This is a genomic window from Streptomyces sp. NPDC042364 (assembly GCF_056437585.1).
Genome location: NZ_JBWKAJ010000004.1, coordinates 230,131 through 250,862, shown reverse-complemented (window position 1 = coordinate 250,862; position 20,732 = coordinate 230,131). Strand labels below are relative to the sequence as shown.

The window sequence follows — 20,732 nt, the reverse complement described above, 5'->3', positions numbered from 1 at the left end:
CGGAGCGAGTGGTTCGGGCCGGCCGGACAGGCCGAGAGACCGGCCGGGCCCGCCGAGTCGGTCCGACCGGCCGCGTGGACGGCACCACTGGCCTGCCCGTCTCCGCCGCACCCTGCTCGCCCTCCTCGTCGCCACCGCCGTCATCGCCCCCGTCTCCGCCGCGGCGCGCCCCCGGATTCCGGCCCCGCCCCCCGCAACCCTCGCGCCCCTCACCCCGGGGACGCTGGAGGCGGTGTACGCGGCCAACCGCGCGAACGCCGGGAAGGCGGCCCGGATGGCCGAGGTCCACGGTGACCGTGCCCGGGCAGCGACGGACCGATCGATGGCGGAGCCCTCCCGCCAGTTCCTCGCGTTCGACGGCCGCGGCCCGGGCCGGGTGGTGGAGGTCATGGGCGACCTGCCGCGGGCCGACCACATAGCGGTACTGGTCCCCGGGTCGGACACGAGCCTCGACACCTACGGCCGCTTCCGCCGAGCCGCACGCGCGTTGCACGCCCGCACGGGTCCGGCCTCGGCGGTCATCACCTGGCTCGGCTACGAGACACCGGAGACCGTGAGCACGACGGTGCTCACCGGCACCCGTGCCGAGGAAGCGGCCCCTCGCCTGAGCACGTTCGTCAGGGAGCTACGGGGACTTGTCGGTGCCACGGCCGATGTCTCCCTGCTCTGCCATTCCTATGGCTCGGTCGTGTGCGGCAGGGCAGCGGCGGACCTGGACGACGTGAACAACCTGGTTCTGATCGGCAGTCCCGGCACGGGCGCGGACAGCGCGTCCGCGCTGCAGGCATCGGCACGCATATGGGCGGCCCGCGGGACCGACGACTGGATCGAGATGGTCCCGCACAGCCGAGTCGACGTTTTCGGCACGACCGTCGGCTTCGGCACCGACCCGACGTCCCCCGCCTTCGGCGCCCACGTCTTCACCGCGGGCGACGCCACCCACAGCGGCTACTTCACCCCCGGCTCGATCGCCCTCGAGAACCTCGCCCGCATAACCCTCGGCACCCCGCAGGAGGTAACTCATGCGTGATACGGGCACGCGGTCGGCCGCCGACGTCGCGGAGGCCGAGGTGGCAGCCGGCGCCGCCCGGCGCCCCGCACCCGCACAACGCCTCCGCCGGGCCGCCCACCGCCTGCACACCGCGACCCCGCCCACCCGGGACCGCGCGGTGGACGCCCTGCGAGCCCTGGCCATCCTCGGCATAGTCCTCGGCCACTGGCTGGTCACAGCCATCGTCCCGGCCGGTGACGGCACCCTCCGCACCACCAGCCCCCTCCAGCACATGCCCCGGCTGGCTCCCATCTCCTGGCTCTTCCAGACCCTCGCCGTCTTCTTCCTGGTGGGCGGCCATGTGGCGACGAGGAGCTATACCTCGGCCCGAGCCCGCGGCACCACCTACACCCGGTGGCTGCACACCCGCCTGAGCCGCCTGTTCACCCCGGTCGCCGCGGTCCTCACCCTCTGGACGGCGGTGACGATCGGCCTCCTGGTCACCGGCACGGCCCCCGACACCATCCACACCCTCCTCAAACTCGCCCTGTCCCCCCTGTGGTTCCTGCTGGTCTTCGCGGCGCTGACAGCGGCCACCCCTCTGGTCCTCCGCCTCAACCCGATATGGCCTCTTGCCGTGGTCCTCCACGTGGACCTGGCCCGCTTCGGACTGGGCGCCCCACCATCGCTGGGCTGGATCAACCTGGCCGCAGGCTGGCTGGTCCCCTACACAGTGGGCGCGGCATGGACGAGAGGGGAACTGCGCAGCCGTCGTGCGGGCTGGACACTCCTGATCTCCGGCGCGGCGGCGACGGCGGCCCTGATCGGCTGGGCCGGTTACCCGGCGTCGATGGTGGGCGTTCCCGGCGCCCCGGTCTCCAACCTGAACCCGCCGACCCTGGCTGCCGTCACCTTCGGCCTTGCCCAGTGCGGTCTGGCCCTGCTGCTGCGCGGTCCCCTCCGTCGCGCCTTGGGGCGACACCCGATGGCATGGGGTGCGGTGGCTCTGATCAACCTGTCCGCGATGACGGTGTTCCTCTGGCACCAGACCGCCCTGATGGCGACCACCGCCACGGCCCTGGCGGCCGGCCCCCTCCCCGGCCTCCACACGCTCCCCGACGATCCGGCCTGGACGGCTGCCCGCCTGGCCTGGCTCCCGGTTTTCGCCCTGGCTCTGCTGATCTGCTGGGCCGCCTTCCACATCCATGAGACAAGGACCCCGCGATCATCCCGCCGCTCCCGGCAAGACCCGGGAACAGCCCTGCCTGCGGCGCCGAAACCGGCCGCACACCACAAATCGCTCCCTCGCCAAAGCACTTCGCGGACCCATCTCCCGAAGGACGCGCGAACCGAAGCGGTGCGGCATGTCTAGGCTGTTCCGGATGAGTGCCGTGGAGAGGCGACTGACCAACGGGCTGCGGCTGTTGCGCGCGGACCTGCTGAGCGCTGACTCCCATCCGCTGCCCCCCTCCGTGTGGCTGCGCCGGCTTCCGCACGGCATGGTCGTCCTGATCGCGTTCGTCGAACTGCTGGCGAACATCGACCAGATCGGCGACGGCTATGAACTGGGCGTGCAATACGCGCTGCTGTGCTCTCTGGTGCAGTCCGCGGCGGTGGTGCTGGCCCTGTGGTGGCCGGTCCCGGCGTGGTGGGCCTCGATGGCGGTAACGACACTCGTCGCCCTGGGGGTACGGGTGCATCTGCTCACGCTGCAGCCGCAGTTCGGGTACCCCGTGCTCGCGCCGGCGACCGCCGGAGACATCCCGTGGCCATGGAGCCCACCTGGTCTCATCGCACACGCCGTGATCCTCTTCCTGCTTGCCCTGCGGCTGCCCGCCCGGGTGACTGTCGAGGTGTTGGCGTTGACCGCGCTGTTCACGTTCGTCGTGGAGGGCCTCGTCGGAGCCTCGAACTATTCGTCGACCAGCCCGCTCGCCCTCGTGTTGTTCCTCGGCGTCGTTCTTCTCGGCAGCACCATGCGGGGCCGCCGTGAAGCGCGTATGCAACTCGTCGAACAGGCCGGGATCACCGCCGAGGAACGCGCCCGCCGCACCCTCCTCGAAGAGCGCAGCCGCATCGCCCGCGAGCTCCACGACGTGGTCGCCCACCACATGTCGGTGATCTCCATCCAGGCACAGGTCGCCCCCCACCTGGTGGAGAACCCGTCCGAGGAGCTGAAGGAGAACCTCCACGGCATCCGCCAGAACGCCCTGGAGGCGCTCACCGAACTCCGCCGTGTCCTGGGGGTCCTGCGCGCGGAACACCCGTCGAACCCCGACGACCCGGACGCCATGGCGGCCGCCGCCGAGGGAACCGCCCCGCACGCCCCGCAGCCGACGCTAGCCCGTCTCGACGCCCTGGTGGAGAACACACGCGCGGCAGGCCTGGCGGTCACCGTGGAGATCGAGGGTGACGCACGCCCCCTGCCGCCGGGAGTGGAGCTGTCGGCGTACCGGATAGTCCAGGAGGCGCTCAGCAACGCCCTGCGGCACGCACCCGGTTCCACCGTCCGGGTGGAACTCACCCACTTTCCGCGCGGTCTGCAGGTCCGGGTGATCAACTCCCGTCCCCAGCGCCCGGCCCCGCCGTCCCACGGCGCCGGCCACGGCCTGCTCGGCATGCGCGAGCGCGCCGCCATGCTCGGCGGCACCCTCATGGCGGCCGAGACCTCCCACGGCGGCTTCGCGGTGGTCGCCTTCCTCCCGAGAAACGGCGCCCCCGGCAACGACACCACCGCCCCCACCACCCCTACCGGCGACGCATCCCCGGCCCACGGCCCCAATCCCCGAACGCGCAGGCCCCCAGGCGGTACGGCCAACGCGGGCACGACAGGAGAACGGACTCCATGACGAGCAGCACCATCCGCGTACTGATCGCCGACGACCAGCAGATGGTCCGCCAGGGCTTCTCGGTGCTGCTCAACACCCAGCCCGACATCGACGTCGTCGGCCAGGCGGTGCACGGCCTCGACGCCATCGACAAGGTCGCCGAACTCGCCCCGCAGGTCGTCCTGATGGACATCCGCATGCCCGAGCTCGGCGGTATCGAGGCCACCCGCCGCATCACCACCGAGAACCCGCACATCAGGGTCCTGGTCCTCACGACCTTCGACCTCGACGAGTACGTGTACGAGGCCCTGCGCGCCGGTGCCTCAGGTTTCCTCCTCAAGGACGCCTCGGCGGACCAGCTCGCCGAGGCGGTACGGGTGGTGGCGGCGGGCGACGCCCTGCTCGCGCCCGGCATCACGCGCAGACTCATCGCCGAGTTCTCCCGTCTCGGCACACCACCGCGCGCCCCGCTGAAGGACCGCGTCGGCGATCTGACCGAGCGGGAGACGGAAGTGCTGTCCCTGATCGCTCAGGGCTTGTCCAACGCGGAGATCGCCCAGCGCCTCGTCGTCGCCGAACAGACCGTGAAGACCCATGTGGGCCGCATCCTGGTGAAACTGGGGCTGCGCGACCGCACCCAGGCAGCCGTGTTCGCCTACGAGTGCGGCCTGGTCCGGCCCACGGGCTACTGAACGCGCGCCGACGTGGGCGGCCACGGGGGCGTCGGCGGGCGGTGCGGCGCGGCGGGCGGTGCGGCGGCCGATACGCGCGACCCGTAGTACCTGAGACGGACCCGGTCAGACCCTCCTCACTGGTGACGACGGCGACCCCGCCCCCCGCCTACCGTTTTCATCGTGACCGAGACGACTCACACCCAGCACACGCCACCGCGACGCGGTGCCAAGGAACGCAGCCCGGAGTTCAGACTGGCCGCGAACGCTCTGATCGGGCTGTGGCAGGACATGTTCCACAGCGCCTTCGTGTACCGACCACTGCCCCGCAGGCGCGTGGACGGCCCGTTCGTCCGGCAGCTGCCCCCGAGGTTCCGGGAGCGGGCCGTCTGGGCCCCGCACGCGGCGGTGGTCGCCGGTGCCCTGATCGCGATGTATGCCTCCATGGAGGGCAACGGAGGCAGTGACATCACCCAGCTGATCACGGGCATCCTCTCCCTGGTGGCGGTCCTGCTGACACTCGCCAGGCCCGTCGGCGCCTTCTGGGCCTCGATGGGCGCGACCCTGATCGGCACGGTGATCGGCAGCGACTTCAACGACTGGCCGTGGATCCCCGGCGCCTTCGTGACCCACGTCATCGTCCTCACGGTCGTGGCCCTGCGCACCAGGCCCCGGATCGCCGTGTGGATGTGGGGCATCACCGCGCTCTACAGCCTGCTCGCCGAGGCGCTCTTCTCCTCCCGCTATCTGAACTACGGCTACTACAGCGCCAACACCGGCCCGATGCTGACCGTCTCGGCCTTCATCCTCCTGTCGGTCTCCATCTGGCAGATACGGCGCACGGCCCAGCAGGAGGTCACCGCCCAGCAGACGGTGACCGAGCACGAGCGCTCCAAGCGCACCCTCCTGGAGGAGCGCACGACGATCGCCCGCGAACTGCACGACGTGGTCGCCCACCACATGTCGGTGGTCGCCATCCAGGCGGAGGCCGCGCCCTACCGAGTGGAGAACCCACCGCCCGAGCTGGAACAGGCGTTCGCCACGATCCGGGAGAACGCCGTGGCCGCGCTGACCGAGCTGCGCCGCGTCCTCGGCGTCGTCCGCGCCGAGGACTACGAGGCCCCGGACGCCCCGCAGCCCACCCTCGCCGACCTCGACGGACTGCTCGCCAATGTGCGGGAGGCCGGCCTGACCGTCGAGAAGGTCGTCACCGGAGCGGTGCGGGAGCTCCCGCAGGGTGTGGAGTTGTCGGCGTACCGAATAGTTCAGGAGGCCCTCAGCAACACCCTGAGGCATGCCCCCGGCGCGACGGCCCGCGTGGAGATCGGCTACGTCCTCGGCGGGCTGGGCCTGCGCATAGTCAACGGCCCCTCCCCGGAGGTGACCCTGGTGAAGTCCACGCACGGCGCCGGTCACGGCATCACCGGCATGCGCGAGCGCGTCACCATGCTGAACGGCGAGATGACCACGGGCGCGACGGAGGACGGGGGCTATGAGGTGACGGTGTTCCTGCCGGTGGCCAGTGCGAGCGAGGACGACGCATGACGATCCGGGTGCTGATCGCCGACGACCAGATGATGGTCCGTGAGGGCTTCTCGGTGCTGCTCGGCGCGATGCCGGACATCGAGGTGGTCGGCGAGGCGGTGAACGGCCGTGACGCCGTCGACCGCGTCCGGGAGCTGTCCCCGGACGTCGTCCTGATGGACATCCGCATGCCGGAGATGAACGGCATCGAGGCGACACGCGAGATCGTGGCGGCGGACGGCGGCGCCAAGGTGCTGGTGCTGACCACGTTCGACCTCGACGAGTACGTGTACCAGGCGCTGCGCGCGGGAGCCTCCGGGTTTCTGCTCAAGGACGCCTCGGCCCGCCAACTCGCCGACGGCGTTCGGGTGGTGGCCGCCGGTGAGGCGCTGCTCGCCCCGTCGGTCACCAGGCGTCTGATCACCGAGTTCTCCAGGCTGGCCGAGACGCCCCGACCGTCGGCGGCGGCCCAACTGGCCTACGGAGAGCTCACCGACCGCGAGACGGAGGTGCTCGTCCTGATCGCGCACGGGCTCTCCAACTCGGAGATAGCCGAGCGCCTGGTGGTGGCCGAGTCGACCATCAAGACCCATGTCAGCCGGGTCCTGGTGAAGCTGGGCCTGCGCGACCGCACCCAGGCGGCGGTCTTCGCCTACGAGGCGAGGCTGGTCACTCCCGGCTGACCCGGGCCGGACGAGCCCTTCGTGATAGGTTCGGCGCCGCCGTGCTTGGCCGCGAACCGAGGAGGTGAGACCGATCAACGCTGTGACAGGTCGGGGCTCCCTCCTTCGCATGGCCTAGGGAGCGCCCGCAGAAGGCATCCCGAAAGGCATGAATCGCTCATGCGCTTCAACTCCGAGACGTCGTCCGGTGGCGTCTGCGAACACCTCTTCACCCTCGACGAGATTCCCGGCGTGCTGTGGGCGCCGGAAGGCGCCGTCGGTACTCGTCCGCTGATCGTGATGGGCCATGGCGGCGGACAGCACAAGAAGGCACCCGGCATCGTCGCGCGTGCGCTCCGTTTCGTCGCCGAGTGCGGTTTCGCCGTCGTGGCGGTGGATGTGCCCGGACACGGTGACCGGCCCAAGGACGAGACGTACGACCGGATAGTGACGGAGAACCAGGCTCGGGCGGCTGCCGGAGAGGAACTGGCTCCGTTGATCGCCGGGTTCCAGGCGCTCGTGGCACGCCGGACCGTACCGGAATGGCGGGCGGTTGTGGACGCCGTGCAGGACCTCCCGTTCGTCGGCGCCGGGCCGGTGGGCTACTGGGGCGTGTCCCTGGGGTGCGGGCTCGGTGTCCCGTTCGTCGCCGCCGAGCCCCGGGTCCGGGCGGCGGTGCTGGGCCTGGGCGGAGCGCTGGCGTCGGCGGAGGCCGCCGGGCGGATCACCGTTCCGGTGGAGTTCCTGGTGCAGTGGGACGACGAGCGGGTGCCCAGGGAGCAGGGGCTGGCACTGTTCGACGCCCTGGGCTCGGCGGAGAAGACCCTGCACGCCAACCCGGGTGGCCACGGCGAGATGCCGCGGTTCGAACTGGACAGCACCATAAGGTTCTTCGCCCGTCATCTGAGCTGACACGACCGCCGCCGTGCGGCGCCGGCAGCTTCGGCGCCGCACGGCGGGGGCGGGCCGGGGGAGGAGAGGGAGGGGGAGGGGGAGGCGGCCCGGAAGCAGGTTTGTCGAGGTCATGCGGCGAGACGGCTCTGTTCAGCGGGGTGGGTCGCGGGTTAGCGTCCGTTCATGGCAGCTGCATCCGATCTCGCTTTCGATCCGTGGGACCCCGACTTCGTGGCGGACCCGTACCCGGCGTACGCCGAGCTGCGTGCGGGGGGCCGGGTGCGGTACTTCGAGCCCACGAACCAGTGGCTCGTCCCGCACCACGCGGATGTCTCGGCGCTGCTGCGGGACCGGCGACTGGGCCGGACGTACCAGCACAGGTTCACGCACGAGGACTTCGACCGCGGTGCGCCGCCGCCGGAGCACGAGCCGTTCCACACGCTGAACGACCACGGGATGCTGGACCTGGAGCCCCCGGACCACACCCGGATCAGGCGGCTGGTGTCGAAGGCGTTCACACCGCGCACGGTGGAGCAGCTGAAGCCGTATGTGGAGTCGCTGGCGGGCGAGCTGGTGGCCGGGCTGGTCGAGGCCGGCGGCGGTGATCTGCTGGCGGATGTCGCGGAGCCGCTCCCGGTGGCGGTGATCGCCGAGATGCTCGGTGTCCCCGAGTCGGACCGGGCGCAGCTGCGGCCCTGGTCGGCGGACATCTGCGGGATGTACGAGCTGAGCCCGTCGGAGGCGACGGCGAAGAAGGCGGTGCGGGCGTCGGTGGAGTTCTCGGAGTATCTCCGGGATCTGATCGCGCACCGCAGGGCGGAGCCGGGCGATGATCTGATCTCGGGTCTGATCGCGGCGTACGACGAGGGCGACCGGCTCACCGAGCAGGAGATGATCTCGACCTGTGTGCTGCTGCTGAACGCGGGCCACGAGGCGACGGTGAACGCCACGGTGAACGGCTGGTGGGCGCTGTTCCGCAACCCCGACCAGCTGGCGGCCCTGCGCGCCGACCACTCGCTGGTGCCGGCGGCCGTGGAGGAGTTGATGCGGTACGACACCCCTCTCCAGCTCTTCGAGCGCTGGGTGCTGGACGACATCGAGATCGACGGCACGACCGTCCCCCGGGGCGCGGAGATCGCGATGCTCTTCGGCTCCGCCAACCACGACCCGGCCGTCTTCGCCGCCCCGGAGAAGCTCGACCTCACCCGCAAGGAGAACCCGCACATCTCCTTCAGCGCCGGTATCCACTACTGCATCGGCGCGCCCCTCGCGCGGATGGAGCTGACGGCGTCGATGAGGGCCCTGCTGGAGAAGGCGCCCTCCCTCTCCCTCGCGGCGGAGCCGCAGCGCAAGCCGAACTTCGTGATCCGGGGACTGGAGGGGCTCCAGGTGGACCTGGCGTAGAGCGGACGCCTGCCGGGGAGCCGGCTCCGGGGGCACGTCCGCCACCGGCTCTCGAATCCACGCACGCCGACGTGCTCTGCCGATCGGACCGCGTCCGGCGCCCGTGCACCGCGTCCGGCGCCCGTGCACCGCGTCCCGCGCCCGTCCACCCCTCCGTCCCACGGTTCCGGTCCGTCCCGCGGTTCCGGTCCGTCCCCGCGTACGGGGGATGGGGCCCCCACCGTGGCTCTCGCAGGACCGCCCGTCAAGCCGACGGCCCCCTCACTCGCCCCCCGCCACCGCGCCCCACTGCCCGGTGGCTCCTGCCGGGGTGCACGGGTCCCCGTGTCATCCGCTCAACTCATGAGGTCCCGCCGCCGTAGCCCCGCCAGGCCCCCGGTCACCAGCACCACGGCCAGCCCGACCAGCGTCAGTACGGGTCCCCACTCCATCTCTCCGCCCGGAAGCTTCGGCAGATGACCGAAGGGGGAGAGGCCGAGGACGGCCTGGGGAGCGTCGAGCGCGGGGCCGATCCAGCCGATCAGGAGGACGGCTCCGGCCAGACCCCAGGCCGCCATTGCCGCCCGGGGGGCGAGGCCGTGCACGAGGACGGCGACCCCGCCCAAAACCCACACCCCGGCGACCTGGACGAGACACGCACCCAGGATCGGGCCGAACTCCTTGCCGTAACCGAGGGCGAAGCCCAGGCCGGCGAGAAGCATGATCCACACGGAGCCGGCGAACGCGATGGCCAGATGGCCGGCGGCCCAACGCAACCGGCCCACGGCGTTGGCGAGAAGGGGCTCGGCCCGGCCCGAGGTCTCCTCGCCGTGCAGCCGCAACACCGCGCTCACGATGTAGAGCGCGGCGATCAGACCGAGCATGCCGATCATCGACGCGAGAAACGCGTCCGTGAGGCCGGACCTGCCGCCCATGCGTTCGAAGATCCGGCGGGCGCCCTCGTTGTCGGCGACCAGGTCGGCCGCGCCCTCCGTGAGCCCGCCGTAGACGACCCCGGCGAGGAAGAACCCGATGCTCCAGCCGAGCACGCTGCCCCGCTGCAACCGCCAGGCCAGCGCGCCCGCCGTCGCCAGACGCCCCGCCGCCGGTCCCGGCCGGGTCGGCAGGAAGCTCATGCCGACATCACGGCGCCCGGCGAGTTCGTACGCCAGTACGCCCTGGACCAGAGCCGCTCCGGCGAACAACAGCAGCACCCACCACCGCTCGTCCGCGAACGAACGCTCGTTTTCCAGCCACCCCAGCGGCGACAGCCACGTCAAAGGAGACGAACCATCGTTCGCCGAAGCGTCGCCCGCCGCTCGCAGCACGAACGCCGCCCCCAGCACCGCCGCCGACAGCCCCCGCGCCAGCCGCGCGCTCTCCGTCAGCTGAGCGACCACCGCGGCCATCGTCGCGAACACCATCCCGACGCCCGCGATCCCCAGTCCGAAGGCCAGTGCGCCCGCCGCGCCCTGCCCGGCCAGTCCGGCCGTGACCAGCAGGGCCAGCCCGCCGTTCGCGATCAGCGCCGTCAGCAGTGCCGCCGTCAACGGGGCCCGCCGCCCCACCATCCCCGAGGCGACCACTTCCTGCCGGCCGCTCTCCTCCTCGTCGCGGGTGTGGCGGATGACGACGAGCAGGCTCATCACGGCGGCGAGGGCACCGGCGTAGACGCCGACGCGCCACGAGGTCAGGGCGCCGAGGGAGTCGTCGAAGACGGGCCCGACCAGGGCGCGCAGCGACGAGTTGGTGGTCATCTGGCGCATCAGGTCGGCGCGTTCGGCGGCGGTGCCGTACAGGCTCCCCAGGCTGTTCGGCATGGAGAGGACCATCAGCCCCGTCACCGCGACCCACACCGGCACCATCACCCGGTCCCGCCGCAGGGCGAAGCGCAGCAGGACCCCCGTACCGGCCAGCTGCCGTGCCCCACGGGACCGTACTGCGGACGCCGACCCCGACCCCGAACCCGAGCCCGAGCCCGAGCCCGAGCCGGACCCGGACGGGGACGGCGACCGGGACGGGGGCGTGGACGCGCTGCCGACGGCGGTCATCGCGTCACCGCCCGCTCCTGGGAGCCGGTGTCGGCGCCGGTCCCCGCCCCGGTGCCGCCGTCCGCCGCGTCGTCCTGGTAGTGCCGCAGGAACAGCTCCTCCAGGGTGGGCGGTGTCGAGGTCAGGGACCGTACGCCGGACTCGGTCAGCGAGCGCAGTACGGCGTCGAGTTTGTCGGTGTCGACCTGGAGGCGGACCCGGTTGCCCTGCACGTCGAGGTCGTGGACGCCGGGGAGGCGGGACAGGTCGCCCGGTGGGGAGGCGAGTTCGGCGGCGACGGCCGTACGGGTCAGATGGCGCAGGTCGGCCAGCGAGCCGCTCTCGACGGTGACGCCCTTGCGGATGATGCTCACCCGGTCGCACAACTCCTCGACCTCGCTGAGGATGTGGGACGACAGCAGGACGGTACGGCCCCGGTCGCGTTCCTCGCGGACGCAGTGCTGGAAGACCTCCTCCATCAGCGGGTCGAGGCCGGAGGTCGGTTCGTCGAGGATCAGCAGGTCGACGTCGGAGGCGAAGGCGGCGACGAGGGCCACCTTCTGGCGGTTGCCCTTCGAGTAGGTGCGGCCCTTCTTCGTCGGGTCCAGCTCGAAGCGTCCGATCAGCTCCGCGCGGCGCCGGGCGTCGAGGCCTCCGCGCAGCCGGCCGTAGAGGTCGATGACCTCGCCGCCGGACAGGTTGCGCCAGAGGGTCACGTCGCCGGGTACGTACGCGATGCGGCGGTGCACCTCGACCGCGTCCTTCCACGGGTCGCGGCCGAGGATCCGGGTGGCCCCGGAGTCGGCGCGCAGCAGGCCGAGGAGGACGCGGATGGCGGTGGACTTGCCGGCGCCGTTGGGGCCGAGGAAGCCGTGGACCTCGCCGGACGCGACGGTCAGGTCGAGGCCGGCGAGCGCGTGGGTCCGTCCGAAGGACTTGTGGAGTCCGGAGACCTCGATGGCGGGGTTGGCCTTCGTCATGCTCAGAACGTACGCTTACTTCAGAAATTTGTGAAGTTAAAGAAGCGAATGAACCGACAGTAGACTGGCTGGGGTGTCTGACCAGGGGAGATGATCCAGCGATGGCGGAATCGAGGTCCGGGTCCGAGGCCGACGGGGGGCCGCGCGCGGGCTCCGCGGATGTGCGGGCGGAGGCGGGCACCGCGGGGCGGGATCCCGAGTCGGTCTCGCGTTTCGTCGAGCACTTCGCCGCGCAGCTCGTGGAGGCCGGGGTGCCGCGGATGCCGGCCCGCGTCTTCGCCGCGCTCCTCGCCTCCGACACCGGGGCGCTGACCTCCGCGGAGCTGGGCGAACAGCTGAGGATCAGTCCCGCCGCCGTCTCGGGGGCGGTGCGCTACCTGGCCCAGGTGCATCTGGTGTCACGCGAACGCGAGCCCGGCTCACGGCGTGAGCGTTACCGCGTCCACAGCGACCAGTGGTACGAGGCCCTCACCAACCGTGAGGCGATCATCAAGCGCTGGGAGGACGCGTTGCGCGAGGGTGTCGCCAGCCTCGGCGCCGACAGTCCGGCGGGCCGCCGTCTCGCCGAGACGCTCGCGTTCTTCGAGTTCATCGAGGGCGAGCTCGAGACGATGATGGACCGCTGGCGCGCCCACCGCGACGAGGTCTTCGGCCGGGGCTGACCGCGACGAGGTCTTCGGCCGGGGCTGACCGAAGGGGACGCCCCGCCTGCGTCCGGCCCCACCGGAGACGCGCCCCACCCCGACGGCCCCGGAGGCGCCCCGGCCCGACTCGTACCCCGCGCCCCTGTGCCCGGGCAACGTCCCACCGTGGTGGCCGGGTGCCGTCCCCCCACATGACCCGGCCGGGCGCCGCTGCGTTAACCGCCCTCACCGGAGAGCCCTTCGAGCGGGCCCGGTGAGGGCGAGCGATACCCCTGGCCCGCCCCCGGGGGGCTACCGCTCCCTCGTCTCCTCCAGCACCGTCCGCCCCAGGAGGGCGTACCGCTCGGGCGCCCGGCGCTTGAGGTACTGCGCGTAGGCGATGCCGCCCACGGCGATCAGAGCGACGATCCAGGGCGTGGCTCTCAGGACGAACGAACCGGACTCCGGGCCCGCCGCGACGCCCATGTTCGACACCAGCAGCACCACGACGGCGAGCATCGCCACCCCGCCGACCAGCGGAGCGGTGAACGTCCTGAACCAGTGGCGGGACTCGGGGTGATGGGTGCGGAAGTAGGCGAGCACCGCGAAGGAGCAGACCGCCTGGACGACCAGGATGGCCATGGTGCCGAGGATGGCGAGCAGGACGTACGTACCGGTGTACGGGTCCTTGCCGGCCAGGGCGAACGCGAGGAGCAGGACGGCGGTCACGGCCGTCTGGGCCAGGCCGGCGATGTGCGGGGAGCCGTGGCGGTGGTGGGTGCGGCCGACGGTCCTCCGGAGCGACGGGAGGACGCCCTCGCGGCCCAGCGCGTACAGGTACCGGGCCGCGCAGTTGTGGAAGGCCATGCCGCACGCGAGCGAACCGGTGATCATCAGCCACTGCATGACGACGACGGCCCAGTGGCCCACGTACTGCTCGGTGGGGCCGAAGAACAGAGCGAGGGGGTTCGCGGAGGAGGCCGCGGCGAGTGCCTCCTGCTCCCCGTTGCCGATGATCGCCATCCAGGACACGAAGACGTAGAAGACGCCGACGCCCAGGACCGAGATCATCGTCGCCTTGGGGATGATCTTCTTCGGGTCGCGTGACTCCTCGCCGTACATCGCCGTCGACTCGAAGCCGACCCACGACCAGAAGGCGAAGAACAGGCCGAGCCCGGCGGAGGTGCCCTGGAAGGCGTTGACGGGGTTGACCGGGCCGAAGGTGAAGCCGTGCGGGCCGCCGCCGTTCAGGGCCACCGCCCCCGCCATCAGGGCCAGGATGAAGACCTCCGTGGCCAGCAGCACCACCAGCAGCTTCTCGGCGACCGACACACCGAACCAGGTGCCCATGGCGTTCACGGCCAGCATCAGGATCGCGAACGCCCACCACGGGACGTGCGTGCCCGTCTGGTCCTCCAGGGTCGTCGTCGCGAAGACGGAGAAGATGCCGATCAGGGCCGGCTCGAAGACGACGTACGCGAAGGTCGCGAGGAGCCCCGAGGCGAGGCCGGCCGTACGGCCGAGGCCGTAGGAGATGAAGCCGTAGAAGGCGCCGGTGGAGGTGATGTGCTTCGCCATGGACGTGAAGCCGACGGAAAAGATTGCCAGGACGACCATTGCGACGAGATAGCTCGCGGGGGCCCCGATGCCGTTGCCGGACGAGACGATGAAGGGCACGTTGCCCGTCATCGCGGTGATCGGCGCGGCGGTGGCGACGGCCATGAAGACCACGCCCAGCAGGCCCACCGCGTTGGGCTTGAGCCGGTGAACCGCGCCTTCGCCCCCGGCGCCCGTCTCGGACGCGTCCGGGGCGACGCCCTCTTGAACTGCCATCGGGTGGCCCCTTCCTGGTTGCCGCTGAACCGGAACTCTCTAGCCCGAATGAGTCGGCCAAGAGTCTCGACGCGTTAAATGTTTGTCAACCAGACCTTTAGAAATCGCCTGTCGGTTTTCTGGACTCGCCGAGTCCGTGATCGGCGGATAGCGCGTATACCGGTACAAACCTCGACGACCGCCACACGGAATCACCGCATGCGCCATCACATCCGCCGTCTCGCCCCCGCGCTCGCCGCGCCGCCCGCGCTCGCCGCGCCGCCTGCGCTCGCCGCCCGGCGCTCCCTCGCGATGGCGTCCGCGGCCGCCGGCGTCCCGGCTGCCTCTGCCCCCGCCGCAGTTCCGTCCCGGCCCGCCGCAGTCCCGTCCCGGCGCGTCGTAAGACCCGTCCCGTCCCGGCCATGTCGGGGGGCACGTGACCAACTGCCCCACCCCCGTGGTCAGCGGATGATCGTCCGCAGCGCGGCGATCGGCCGGCCGGTTTGTAGCCAGTGGCCCACGCGGGGGAGCCACCGTCGTCGTTGACGGCCGCCGTGATCCCCGATCGGCTGGGTGACCAGGTGACCAGGTGACCAGGTGACCAGGTGATCAGCCCCAGAGCGGGTGATCCAGGGCGCCTGACGGCCACCGGGCGCCCTCATGAAGGCGCCCGGCGCGCGAGGTGCCGGCGGGACCGTCGAGGTCCGCCCCGAGGTGCCGAAGGGGCCGTCCGGGCCGCTCCCCGGGGCGTCGGGTCCGGGGGCCCAGGCGTCGGGTCCGGGGGCTCCGGCGTCGGCCGGGTCACACCGGCAACGTCAGCCCCCACGCCCCCTCCCGCACCGTCCACGTCCGCGTCCGCACCGGCCCGGAGACCACCAGGGAGTCCGCCCGGTAGCGGAAGTCCGCGCCGGACACCGTCACCCGCTGCCCCACCGCCCGCAGCGGCGCGGCCTCGGCGCCCACGGACACCGGCCGGACCTCGACGTCCGCGCCGCCGTCCGCGCCGGGGGTGATCGACACGCCCTGCACCGGCTGGTCGAGGTCGACGAGCGTCACCCCGTCCACCTCCACCCGCAGCCGGGAGGGCCCGACCGCGGTCGGGGAGGCGACCCGTATTCGGGCGGGCCGCGCGACGACGCGCGCGATCCGGGGCGGCCGCGCGGACAACGTCCGCACCAGGGACTGCGGCCAGCTCCGCAACCACGAGTGATGCCCGGAGGAGCCGCCCCCCGCCCCCGCACCGGCCCCCGCACCGACGCCGGCTCCGGCCCCGCCGTCCGTCTCCGCCTCCGCGTCGACGGCCGTCGCCCCCGCGGGCGCCGGGATCCGCAGCGTGCCGAGCACCACCCCGTCGCTGTCGTCGACGAGCAGATCCAGCCGTTGTTCGACCCCGTCGAGCGCTGCCCGCGCGGCGGCCACCGCGCCGGTCGGCACGCCGAGCGACCGGGCCAGCCCCAGCGCCGGACCCACCGGGACCATCGACAGCGCGCACGCCGCCAGCTCCCGCTGCCGGTGCAGAACAGTCACCGCCCGCAGCAGAGCGCGGTCGTCCCCGACCACCACCGGCCGTCGCGAACCCCGCCGCGCCAGGACCCGCGCGAATTCGTCGGGCCCTTCCGGAAGGCACACTTTCGTACTCGCCGCACCCGCGCTGAGCACGTCTTTCGCGATCCTTACGGCCTCACCGTCCGTGTGACGGGCGAGGGGGTCGATGACCACGAGGAGCTGGTCGCCAGTCGCCACCTCTGTCCTGCCTCGCTTCCTCGGGTAGCATCTTTGTGCAAGAGCCCCTTGCGCTATTGCGCCAGGGGCTTCGTCTATTCCGGGGCATCCGGGTCCACAGTTTGCGGCCAACGACGGTCGCGGTGCACGCGGTGGGTATTCAAGCCACCGCGTGCGCCCCCGACCATGGACATGCCCCGCCCGGAAGGGGTGTACGCGCGTGCCCGCACTTGTGCTGCTCGGTGCTCAGTGGGGTGACGAGGGTAAAGGGAAGGCCACCGACCTGCTCGGCGGATCCGTGGACTACGTGGTCCGCTACCAGGGCGGCAACAACGCCGGCCACACGGTCGTCGTCGGCGACCAGAAGTACGCCCTCCACCTTCTCCCCTCCGGCATCCTCACTCCGGAGTGCACTCCGGTCATCGGCAACGGCGTCGTCGTCGACCCGTCGGTCCTGCTCTCCGAGCTGAGCGGTCTGAACGAGCGCGGCGTCGACACGTCCAAGCTCCTGATCAGCGGCAACGCTCACATCATCACGCCGTACAACGTGACCGTCGACAAGGTCACCGAGCGCTTCCTCGGCAAGCGCAAGATCGGCACGACCGGGCGGGGCATCGGCCCCACCTACGCGGACAAGATCAACCGTGTGGGCATCCGGGTTCAGGACCTGTACGACGAGTCGATCCTGACGCAGAAGGTCGAGGCGGCCCTCGACGTCAAGAACCAGATCCTCACCAAGCTCTACAACCGGCGCGCCATCGCCGTCGAGCAGGTCGTCGAGGAGCTGCTGGGCTACGCCGACAAGCTCGCCCCGTACGTCGCCGACACGGTCCTGGTCCTCAACCAGGCCCTCGACGACGACAAGGTGGTCCTCTTCGAGGGCGGCCAGGGCACGCTCCTGGACATCGACCACGGCACGTACCCCTTCGTGACCTCCTCGAACCCGACGGCCGGCGGTGCCTGCACGGGTGCGGGCGTCGGCCCCACGAAGATCAGCCGCGTCATCGGCATCCTCAAGGCGTACACGACCCGTGTCGGCGCCGGCCCGTTCCCGACGGAGCTGTTCGACGAGGACGGCGAGGCCCTGCGCCGCATCGGCGGCGAGCGCGGTGTGACCACCGGCCGCGACCGCCGCTGCGGCTGGTTCGACGCGGTCATCGCCCGGTACGCGACCCGGGTGAACGGCCTGACGGACTTCTTCCTCACCAAGCTCGACGTCCTCACCGGCTGGGAGCAGATCCCGGTCTGCGTCGCGTACGAGATCGACGGCAGGCGCGTCGAGGAGCTGCCCTACTCCCAGACCGACTTCCACCACGCGAAGCCGGTCTACGAGATGCTCCCCGGCTGGTCCGAGGACATCTCCAAGGCGAAGTCGTTCTCCGACCTGCCGAAGAACGCCCAGGCGTACGTCAAGGCCCTGGAGGACATGTCCGGCGCCCCCATCTCCGCCATCGGCGTGGGCCCGGGCCGCGACGAGACGATCGAGATCAACTCGTTCATCTAGAACACCGCGATACCCCCTGTATGTCCTCCGGCGGCCGGTCGCCCTCGACAGCCGGCCGCCGGAGGACATGCGAAAGCAGCGCATCCGAGTCGCGGACCCGCCGGTGTGACTAGCGCCAGCGGCGGCTCGGCGCTGAGCTTCGGCGGATGCGTGAGCAGGTCGGCCCCCTCACCATGCGTCGGCCCTGACCGTCTGACGTCTGACCGGGGGTCCGGGCCCGTGTTCCGCGGGCGATGCCGCGGGACACGGGCCCACGGGGGAGAGGAGCCCTTCCCGGTCGAGTGACGCGCCCCTCGACCGGCGGTGTCCCGGCTTCGGCGCTGCTTGTCTGAGCAGGGCGACGTCAGTAGGCGGCAGTGGCGATGAGTACGCAGCAATGCGGGAGCTGGCAATGAGTGAGGACTCGGTCCTCTACGTGATCGAGCTGGAACCAGAGGTACGCGCGTGGCTGGAGACTCTCGCACCCGCCGACTACCGTGCGGTCGAGCGTTTCGCGGATCGGCTCGCCGTGGAGGGACCGCTTCTGCCCTTTCCGCTGGCAAGCCACCTCGGTGACGGGCTGCGGGAACTCCGCGTCGATTCCTTCCGGGTCACCTACTGGCTGGCCCCGGGGCGCAGGGCGGTGCTGCTCACGGCGTTCAGGAAGACGAAGACGCGACAGGCGGAGGAAGTGCTCCGAGCACAGCGGGCGCGGAAGATCTGTGAAGCCGAGCATCCTCCGGCGGGCGAGCACGAGACCTACAGTAGGGGCGAGGAGGCATCATGAGCAGGGGCTACCACACCGGCTGGAGCGTCCCCCCCGAGGACCGGGAGGACCCCGCGTACAGGGCCGCCGGGCGGCGTATGGACTTCGCTCTCGCAGTTTACGAACGGCGCTCGGCGCTGGGGCTGAGCAGCGCGGAACTCGCTGAGCGGGCTGGGCTGGCTGTGGAGGAGATCGAGCGCATCGAGGAGAGCGGTGTCGACCCGACCCTCGAACTCATCGAGAGCCTGGCCGAGGCCCTGCACTCCGGCGCGCTCATCGACCCACGCGCGACACCGGAGTTCCGCTTCGAGAGTCGCGCGGCGTAGCTCGGAAAGGCACCCGCGAATACCAGGAGCTTCCCGCTTCCACGGACGCGTTCGTCTGGCTTCGTCTCGCTCAGGCCTCCAGCAGTCCCGCTCGTTCGAGACCACCGCCACAAACGGGCTCGCACCCCACGCGCCGCACCAACTCACGCACGCGTGCCAGGGCTTCCTGGTCGTCGGTGAGTTGCCTGCGCGTCACGATCGTCTTCCTACCGGATCCGCCCCCAGGCGGATCCGGATCGGCAAGCTGTCAGGACGGCACGGCGGGGCAGCTGGTGCCCCGGGGTGGGACTGCTAGGTCGGTGAGGTAGCTGTCCACGGCGTCCTCCATACACGGGCCACTGGTGACGCTGCCGTGGCCGTGGCCCTCGTAGGTGAGGAGCACGCCGCGGCGGCCGAGCTGCCGGGCCACCGAGACCGCCCACGGGTAGCCGGTGGCGGGGTCGTGGAGCGCGTTGGAGACCAGGATCGGCGGGGCACCGTGTGCGTCCAGCCGGTGCTGCGGGTTGGCGGTCGGCGCGCCCAGACACGCCGCTGCCATGTGGATCGGCAGCAGGTAAGGCAGGTCAGGCGCGGTCGTGTTCATCATGACGACGAGCGAGGCGTACTCCTGGTAGTCGCGCACCGGCAGGTGCCAGTCCGAGCAGAAGACCGGGGTGGCCGAAGGCAGCGGCTCTATCGAGGTGGGCGACGCGGGCAGCGGCTTGCTCGCGTCCATCCCCGCGATCGCCGTGGCCAGGCCCGCGTAGTCGGCCTGGTAGAACTTCCGGAACGCGACCTTGTTGACCAGGTCCGAAGCAGACAGCGAGGTGCCCGGCTTCGCCGGGTCCTCCAGCTCGCCGCGCCCTGCCCGGGCCAACAGGCCCTGCCAGACGGCGCGGACGTCGCGGGCGTGCAGCGCGCAGTCCGCGGCAGCGTCGCACCACTTCACGAACTCCTGGAATGAATCCTCTGCGGTGGCCGCCTCGGACTGCAGGAAGTCACGTGTGGTCGGGACGCTGTGGTCCATGACGCTCTCCAGCACCATCGCGCGCACGCGGCGCGGGTAGGTCTCGGCGTACTGTGCCCCGAGCAGCGTGCCGTACGAGCTGCCGTGGAAGGTCAGTTTCCGCTCGCCGAGGGCGGCCCGGAGGGCGTCCAAGTCCCGGACCGTCTGGGCGGTGTCAAGGTGGTCGAACACTGGGCCTGTACGGGCCCGGCAGTCGGCACGGAGCCGCCTGTTATACGCCATGGTGGCGTCGAAGTCCACCTGGCTCTTCAACTCCGGCGACGGCCGCTCGGCAAGCAGGTCACCGGAGCAGGTCACCGGGTTGCTGCCGCCCACGCCACGCGGGTCGAAACTGACGATGTCGAACCTGCGGCGGACCTCGGGGCTGAACCGGCTGATACGGCCCACCACCATTTCCACACCCGAATCGCCCGGCCCGCCGGGACCGAACACCATCGAGCCGACGCGTGCGCCGGGGTCGGTGGCCTTGCGGCGGGCCACAGCCAGGTCGAGTCTCGGCCCGTCCGGGTGGGCCCAGTCGACCGGCACCGAAAGAGTGGCGCACTCCGCTCCCGGCTTCGCCGGGTCGTCACACGGTGCCCACCGCAGGGCCCCGGTGGCAGACGGCGACGCGTGGACCGCGGGAGCGGCGGCGAGGCCGGTGATGACGGCCATGGCGGCTCCCACCACCATGGCCGTGCCCCGCGCGGCGATGCGCCGCAGTGCGGATCTGCCCCTTAACGGCATGGATCCTCCTCGTGAAGAGAGCGGTTGTGTCAGACGTGCGGGCCCGGCCGGGGCACCGTCGTCACGTTAGGTGCACTGCCGCCCATGTGGCGCCCCTGTCAGGGGTCTTTCCGGGTCAGGTCGGGGACCACTCAGGGGCGATCGGGGCGCAGGGCGCAAAAAGGTCAGGGCCGGGTCAGGGGAAGGGATCCCGTCGCAGTCTCAATCGATCTGTCGGCCACGACGCCGACCTCTGCAAGGAGGGAAACACCGTCGAACTGCTGACCAGCAAGCTCAAGGCCGCGGCATCGCCACCCGATACGCCA

17 protein-coding genes and 1 pseudogene are annotated in these 20,732 nt (G+C 71.3%); 12 read left to right on the top strand and 6 right to left on the bottom strand.

Translation table 11 applies throughout. The annotated features are described in order from the left end of the window. Nucleotides 1-322 precede the first annotated feature (322 nt). From AC067N_RS10545 to AC067N_RS10510, 8 genes are all read left to right on the top strand, one after another. Nucleotides 323-1,030 (top strand): alpha/beta hydrolase, encoded by a 708-nt coding sequence (locus AC067N_RS10545; protein WP_478678494.1) that lies wholly within the window; start codon nt 323-325, stop codon nt 1,028-1,030. After that, the gene (locus tag AC067N_RS10540; RefSeq protein ID WP_478678493.1) at nt 1,023-2,363 is read left to right on the top strand and encodes an acyltransferase family protein; all 1,341 of its coding nucleotides are present in this window, start codon (nt 1,023-1,025) and stop codon (nt 2,361-2,363) included. The genes AC067N_RS10545 and AC067N_RS10540 overlap by 8 nt, the downstream gene beginning before the upstream one ends. A gap of 10 nt (nt 2,364-2,373) precedes the next feature. Next, the gene (locus AC067N_RS10535; protein ID WP_478678492.1) at nt 2,374-3,840 is read left to right on the top strand and encodes a sensor histidine kinase; all 1,467 of its coding nucleotides are present in this window, start codon (nt 2,374-2,376) and stop codon (nt 3,838-3,840) included. Next, a complete protein-coding gene (locus AC067N_RS10530) occupies nt 3,837-4,511 on the top strand; it encodes a response regulator (RefSeq protein ID WP_478678491.1) in 675 nt (224 codons plus the stop codon). The genes AC067N_RS10535 and AC067N_RS10530 overlap by 4 nt, the downstream gene beginning before the upstream one ends. Before the next feature lie 162 nt (nt 4,512-4,673). Then, nucleotides 4,674-6,035, top strand: a complete 1,362-nt coding sequence (locus AC067N_RS10525; protein WP_478678490.1) for a sensor histidine kinase — start codon at nt 4,674-4,676, stop codon at nt 6,033-6,035. Then, entirely contained in the window at nt 6,032-6,697 is a 666-nt protein-coding gene (locus tag AC067N_RS10520) for a response regulator (RefSeq protein ID WP_478678489.1), read from the top strand. The genes AC067N_RS10525 and AC067N_RS10520 overlap by 4 nt, the downstream gene beginning before the upstream one ends. 159 nt (nt 6,698-6,856) lie before the next feature. Next, nucleotides 6,857-7,588, top strand: a complete 732-nt coding sequence (locus AC067N_RS10515; protein WP_478678488.1) for a dienelactone hydrolase family protein — start codon at nt 6,857-6,859, stop codon at nt 7,586-7,588. A gap of 165 nt (nt 7,589-7,753) precedes the next feature. After that, complete coding sequence (locus tag AC067N_RS10510) at nt 7,754-8,974, top strand: cytochrome P450 (RefSeq protein ID WP_478678487.1); 1,221 nt, start codon at nt 7,754-7,756, stop codon at nt 8,972-8,974. A gap of 335 nt (nt 8,975-9,309) precedes the next feature. Here AC067N_RS10510 and AC067N_RS10505 read toward each other — a convergent pair whose 3' ends face one another. Both AC067N_RS10505 and AC067N_RS10500 read right to left on the bottom strand, forming a co-directional pair. Beyond that, nucleotides 9,310-11,004 (bottom strand): ABC transporter permease, encoded by a 1,695-nt coding sequence (locus tag AC067N_RS10505; RefSeq protein ID WP_478678486.1) that lies wholly within the window; start codon nt 11,002-11,004, stop codon nt 9,310-9,312. Continuing rightward, nucleotides 11,001-11,963 carry an ABC transporter ATP-binding protein gene (locus AC067N_RS10500; RefSeq protein WP_478678485.1) on the bottom strand — a complete coding sequence of 321 codons (963 nt, stop codon included), beginning with the start codon at nt 11,961-11,963 and terminating at the stop codon, nt 11,001-11,003. The genes AC067N_RS10505 and AC067N_RS10500 overlap by 4 nt, the downstream gene beginning before the upstream one ends. Nucleotides 11,964-12,064: 101 nt before the next feature. On the opposite strand from AC067N_RS10500, the gene AC067N_RS10495 reads away from it, so the two are divergent. After that, the gene (locus AC067N_RS10495; RefSeq protein WP_478678484.1) at nt 12,065-12,625 is read left to right on the top strand and encodes a GbsR/MarR family transcriptional regulator; all 561 of its coding nucleotides are present in this window, start codon (nt 12,065-12,067) and stop codon (nt 12,623-12,625) included. 273 nt (nt 12,626-12,898) lie between these two features. Here the strand turns inward: AC067N_RS10495 and AC067N_RS10490 are convergent, their stop codons facing one another. Next, complete coding sequence (locus tag AC067N_RS10490; protein ID WP_478678483.1) at nt 12,899-14,419, bottom strand: APC family permease; 1,521 nt, start codon at nt 14,417-14,419, stop codon at nt 12,899-12,901. A gap of 780 nt (nt 14,420-15,199) precedes the next feature. After that, nucleotides 15,200-16,141: a diacylglycerol kinase family protein gene (locus AC067N_RS10485; protein WP_478678482.1), complete on the bottom strand. Its 942-nt coding sequence runs from the start codon at nt 16,139-16,141 to the stop codon at nt 15,200-15,202. Between the two features lie 199 nt (nt 16,142-16,340). Here AC067N_RS10485 and AC067N_RS10480 point away from each other — a divergent pair, with 199 nt between their 5' ends. The 3 genes from AC067N_RS10480 (at nt 16,341) to AC067N_RS10470 (ending at nt 18,695) form a co-directional block, all read left to right on the top strand. Beyond that, on the top strand, nt 16,341-17,624 hold the full coding sequence (locus AC067N_RS10480; protein ID WP_478678481.1) for an adenylosuccinate synthase: 1,284 nt from the start codon (nt 16,341-16,343) through the stop codon (nt 17,622-17,624). Nucleotides 17,625-18,015: 391 nt separating this feature from the next. After that, on the top strand, nt 18,016-18,390 hold the full coding sequence (locus AC067N_RS10475) for a type II toxin-antitoxin system RelE/ParE family toxin (protein ID WP_478678480.1): 375 nt from the start codon (nt 18,016-18,018) through the stop codon (nt 18,388-18,390). Continuing rightward, on the top strand, nt 18,387-18,695 hold the full coding sequence (locus AC067N_RS10470) for a helix-turn-helix domain-containing protein (protein ID WP_478678479.1): 309 nt from the start codon (nt 18,387-18,389) through the stop codon (nt 18,693-18,695). The genes AC067N_RS10475 and AC067N_RS10470 overlap by 4 nt, the downstream gene beginning before the upstream one ends. A gap of 73 nt (nt 18,696-18,768) precedes the next feature. Here AC067N_RS10470 and AC067N_RS10465 read toward each other — a convergent pair. Both AC067N_RS10465 and AC067N_RS10460 read right to left on the bottom strand, forming a co-directional pair. Continuing rightward, nucleotides 18,769-18,870, bottom strand: a pseudogene (locus AC067N_RS10465) (NADP oxidoreductase); the annotation flags it as partial. A gap of 72 nt (nt 18,871-18,942) precedes the next feature. Beyond that, nucleotides 18,943-20,427, bottom strand: coding sequence for an alpha/beta hydrolase (locus AC067N_RS10460; RefSeq protein ID WP_478678478.1), 1,485 nt, complete (start codon nt 20,425-20,427; stop codon nt 18,943-18,945). Between the last annotated feature and the right edge of the window lie 305 nt (nt 20,428-20,732).

Bases quoted from the DNA above. Each gene is read 5' to 3' on its own strand.
- AC067N_RS10545 (WP_478678494.1), top strand. From the start codon at position 323: ATGGCGGAGCCCTCCCGCCAGTTCCTCGCGTTCGACGGCCGCGGCCCG.
- AC067N_RS10540 (WP_478678493.1), top strand. From the start codon at position 1,023: ATGCGTGATACGGGCACGCGGTCGGCCGCCGACGTCGCGGAGGCCGAG.
- AC067N_RS10535 (WP_478678492.1), top strand. From the start codon at position 2,374: ATGAGTGCCGTGGAGAGGCGACTGACCAACGGGCTGCGGCTGTTGCGC.
- AC067N_RS10530 (WP_478678491.1), top strand. From the start codon at position 3,837: ATGACGAGCAGCACCATCCGCGTACTGATCGCCGACGACCAGCAGATG.
- AC067N_RS10520 (WP_478678489.1), top strand. From the start codon at position 6,032: ATGACGATCCGGGTGCTGATCGCCGACGACCAGATGATGGTCCGTGAG.
- AC067N_RS10515 (WP_478678488.1), top strand. From the start codon at position 6,857: ATGCGCTTCAACTCCGAGACGTCGTCCGGTGGCGTCTGCGAACACCTC.
- AC067N_RS10510 (WP_478678487.1), top strand. From the start codon at position 7,754: ATGGCAGCTGCATCCGATCTCGCTTTCGATCCGTGGGACCCCGACTTC.
- AC067N_RS10505 (WP_478678486.1), bottom strand. From the start codon at position 11,004: ATGACCGCCGTCGGCAGCGCGTCCACGCCCCCGTCCCGGTCGCCGTCC.
- AC067N_RS10500 (WP_478678485.1), bottom strand. From the start codon at position 11,963: ATGACGAAGGCCAACCCCGCCATCGAGGTCTCCGGACTCCACAAGTCC.
- AC067N_RS10495 (WP_478678484.1), top strand. From the start codon at position 12,065: ATGGCGGAATCGAGGTCCGGGTCCGAGGCCGACGGGGGGCCGCGCGCG.
- AC067N_RS10490 (WP_478678483.1), bottom strand. From the start codon at position 14,419: ATGGCAGTTCAAGAGGGCGTCGCCCCGGACGCGTCCGAGACGGGCGCC.
- AC067N_RS10475 (WP_478678480.1), top strand. From the start codon at position 18,016: ATGAGTGAGGACTCGGTCCTCTACGTGATCGAGCTGGAACCAGAGGTA.
- AC067N_RS10470 (WP_478678479.1), top strand. From the start codon at position 18,387: ATGAGCAGGGGCTACCACACCGGCTGGAGCGTCCCCCCCGAGGACCGG.
- AC067N_RS10460 (WP_478678478.1), bottom strand. From the start codon at position 20,427: ATGCCGTTAAGGGGCAGATCCGCACTGCGGCGCATCGCCGCGCGGGGC.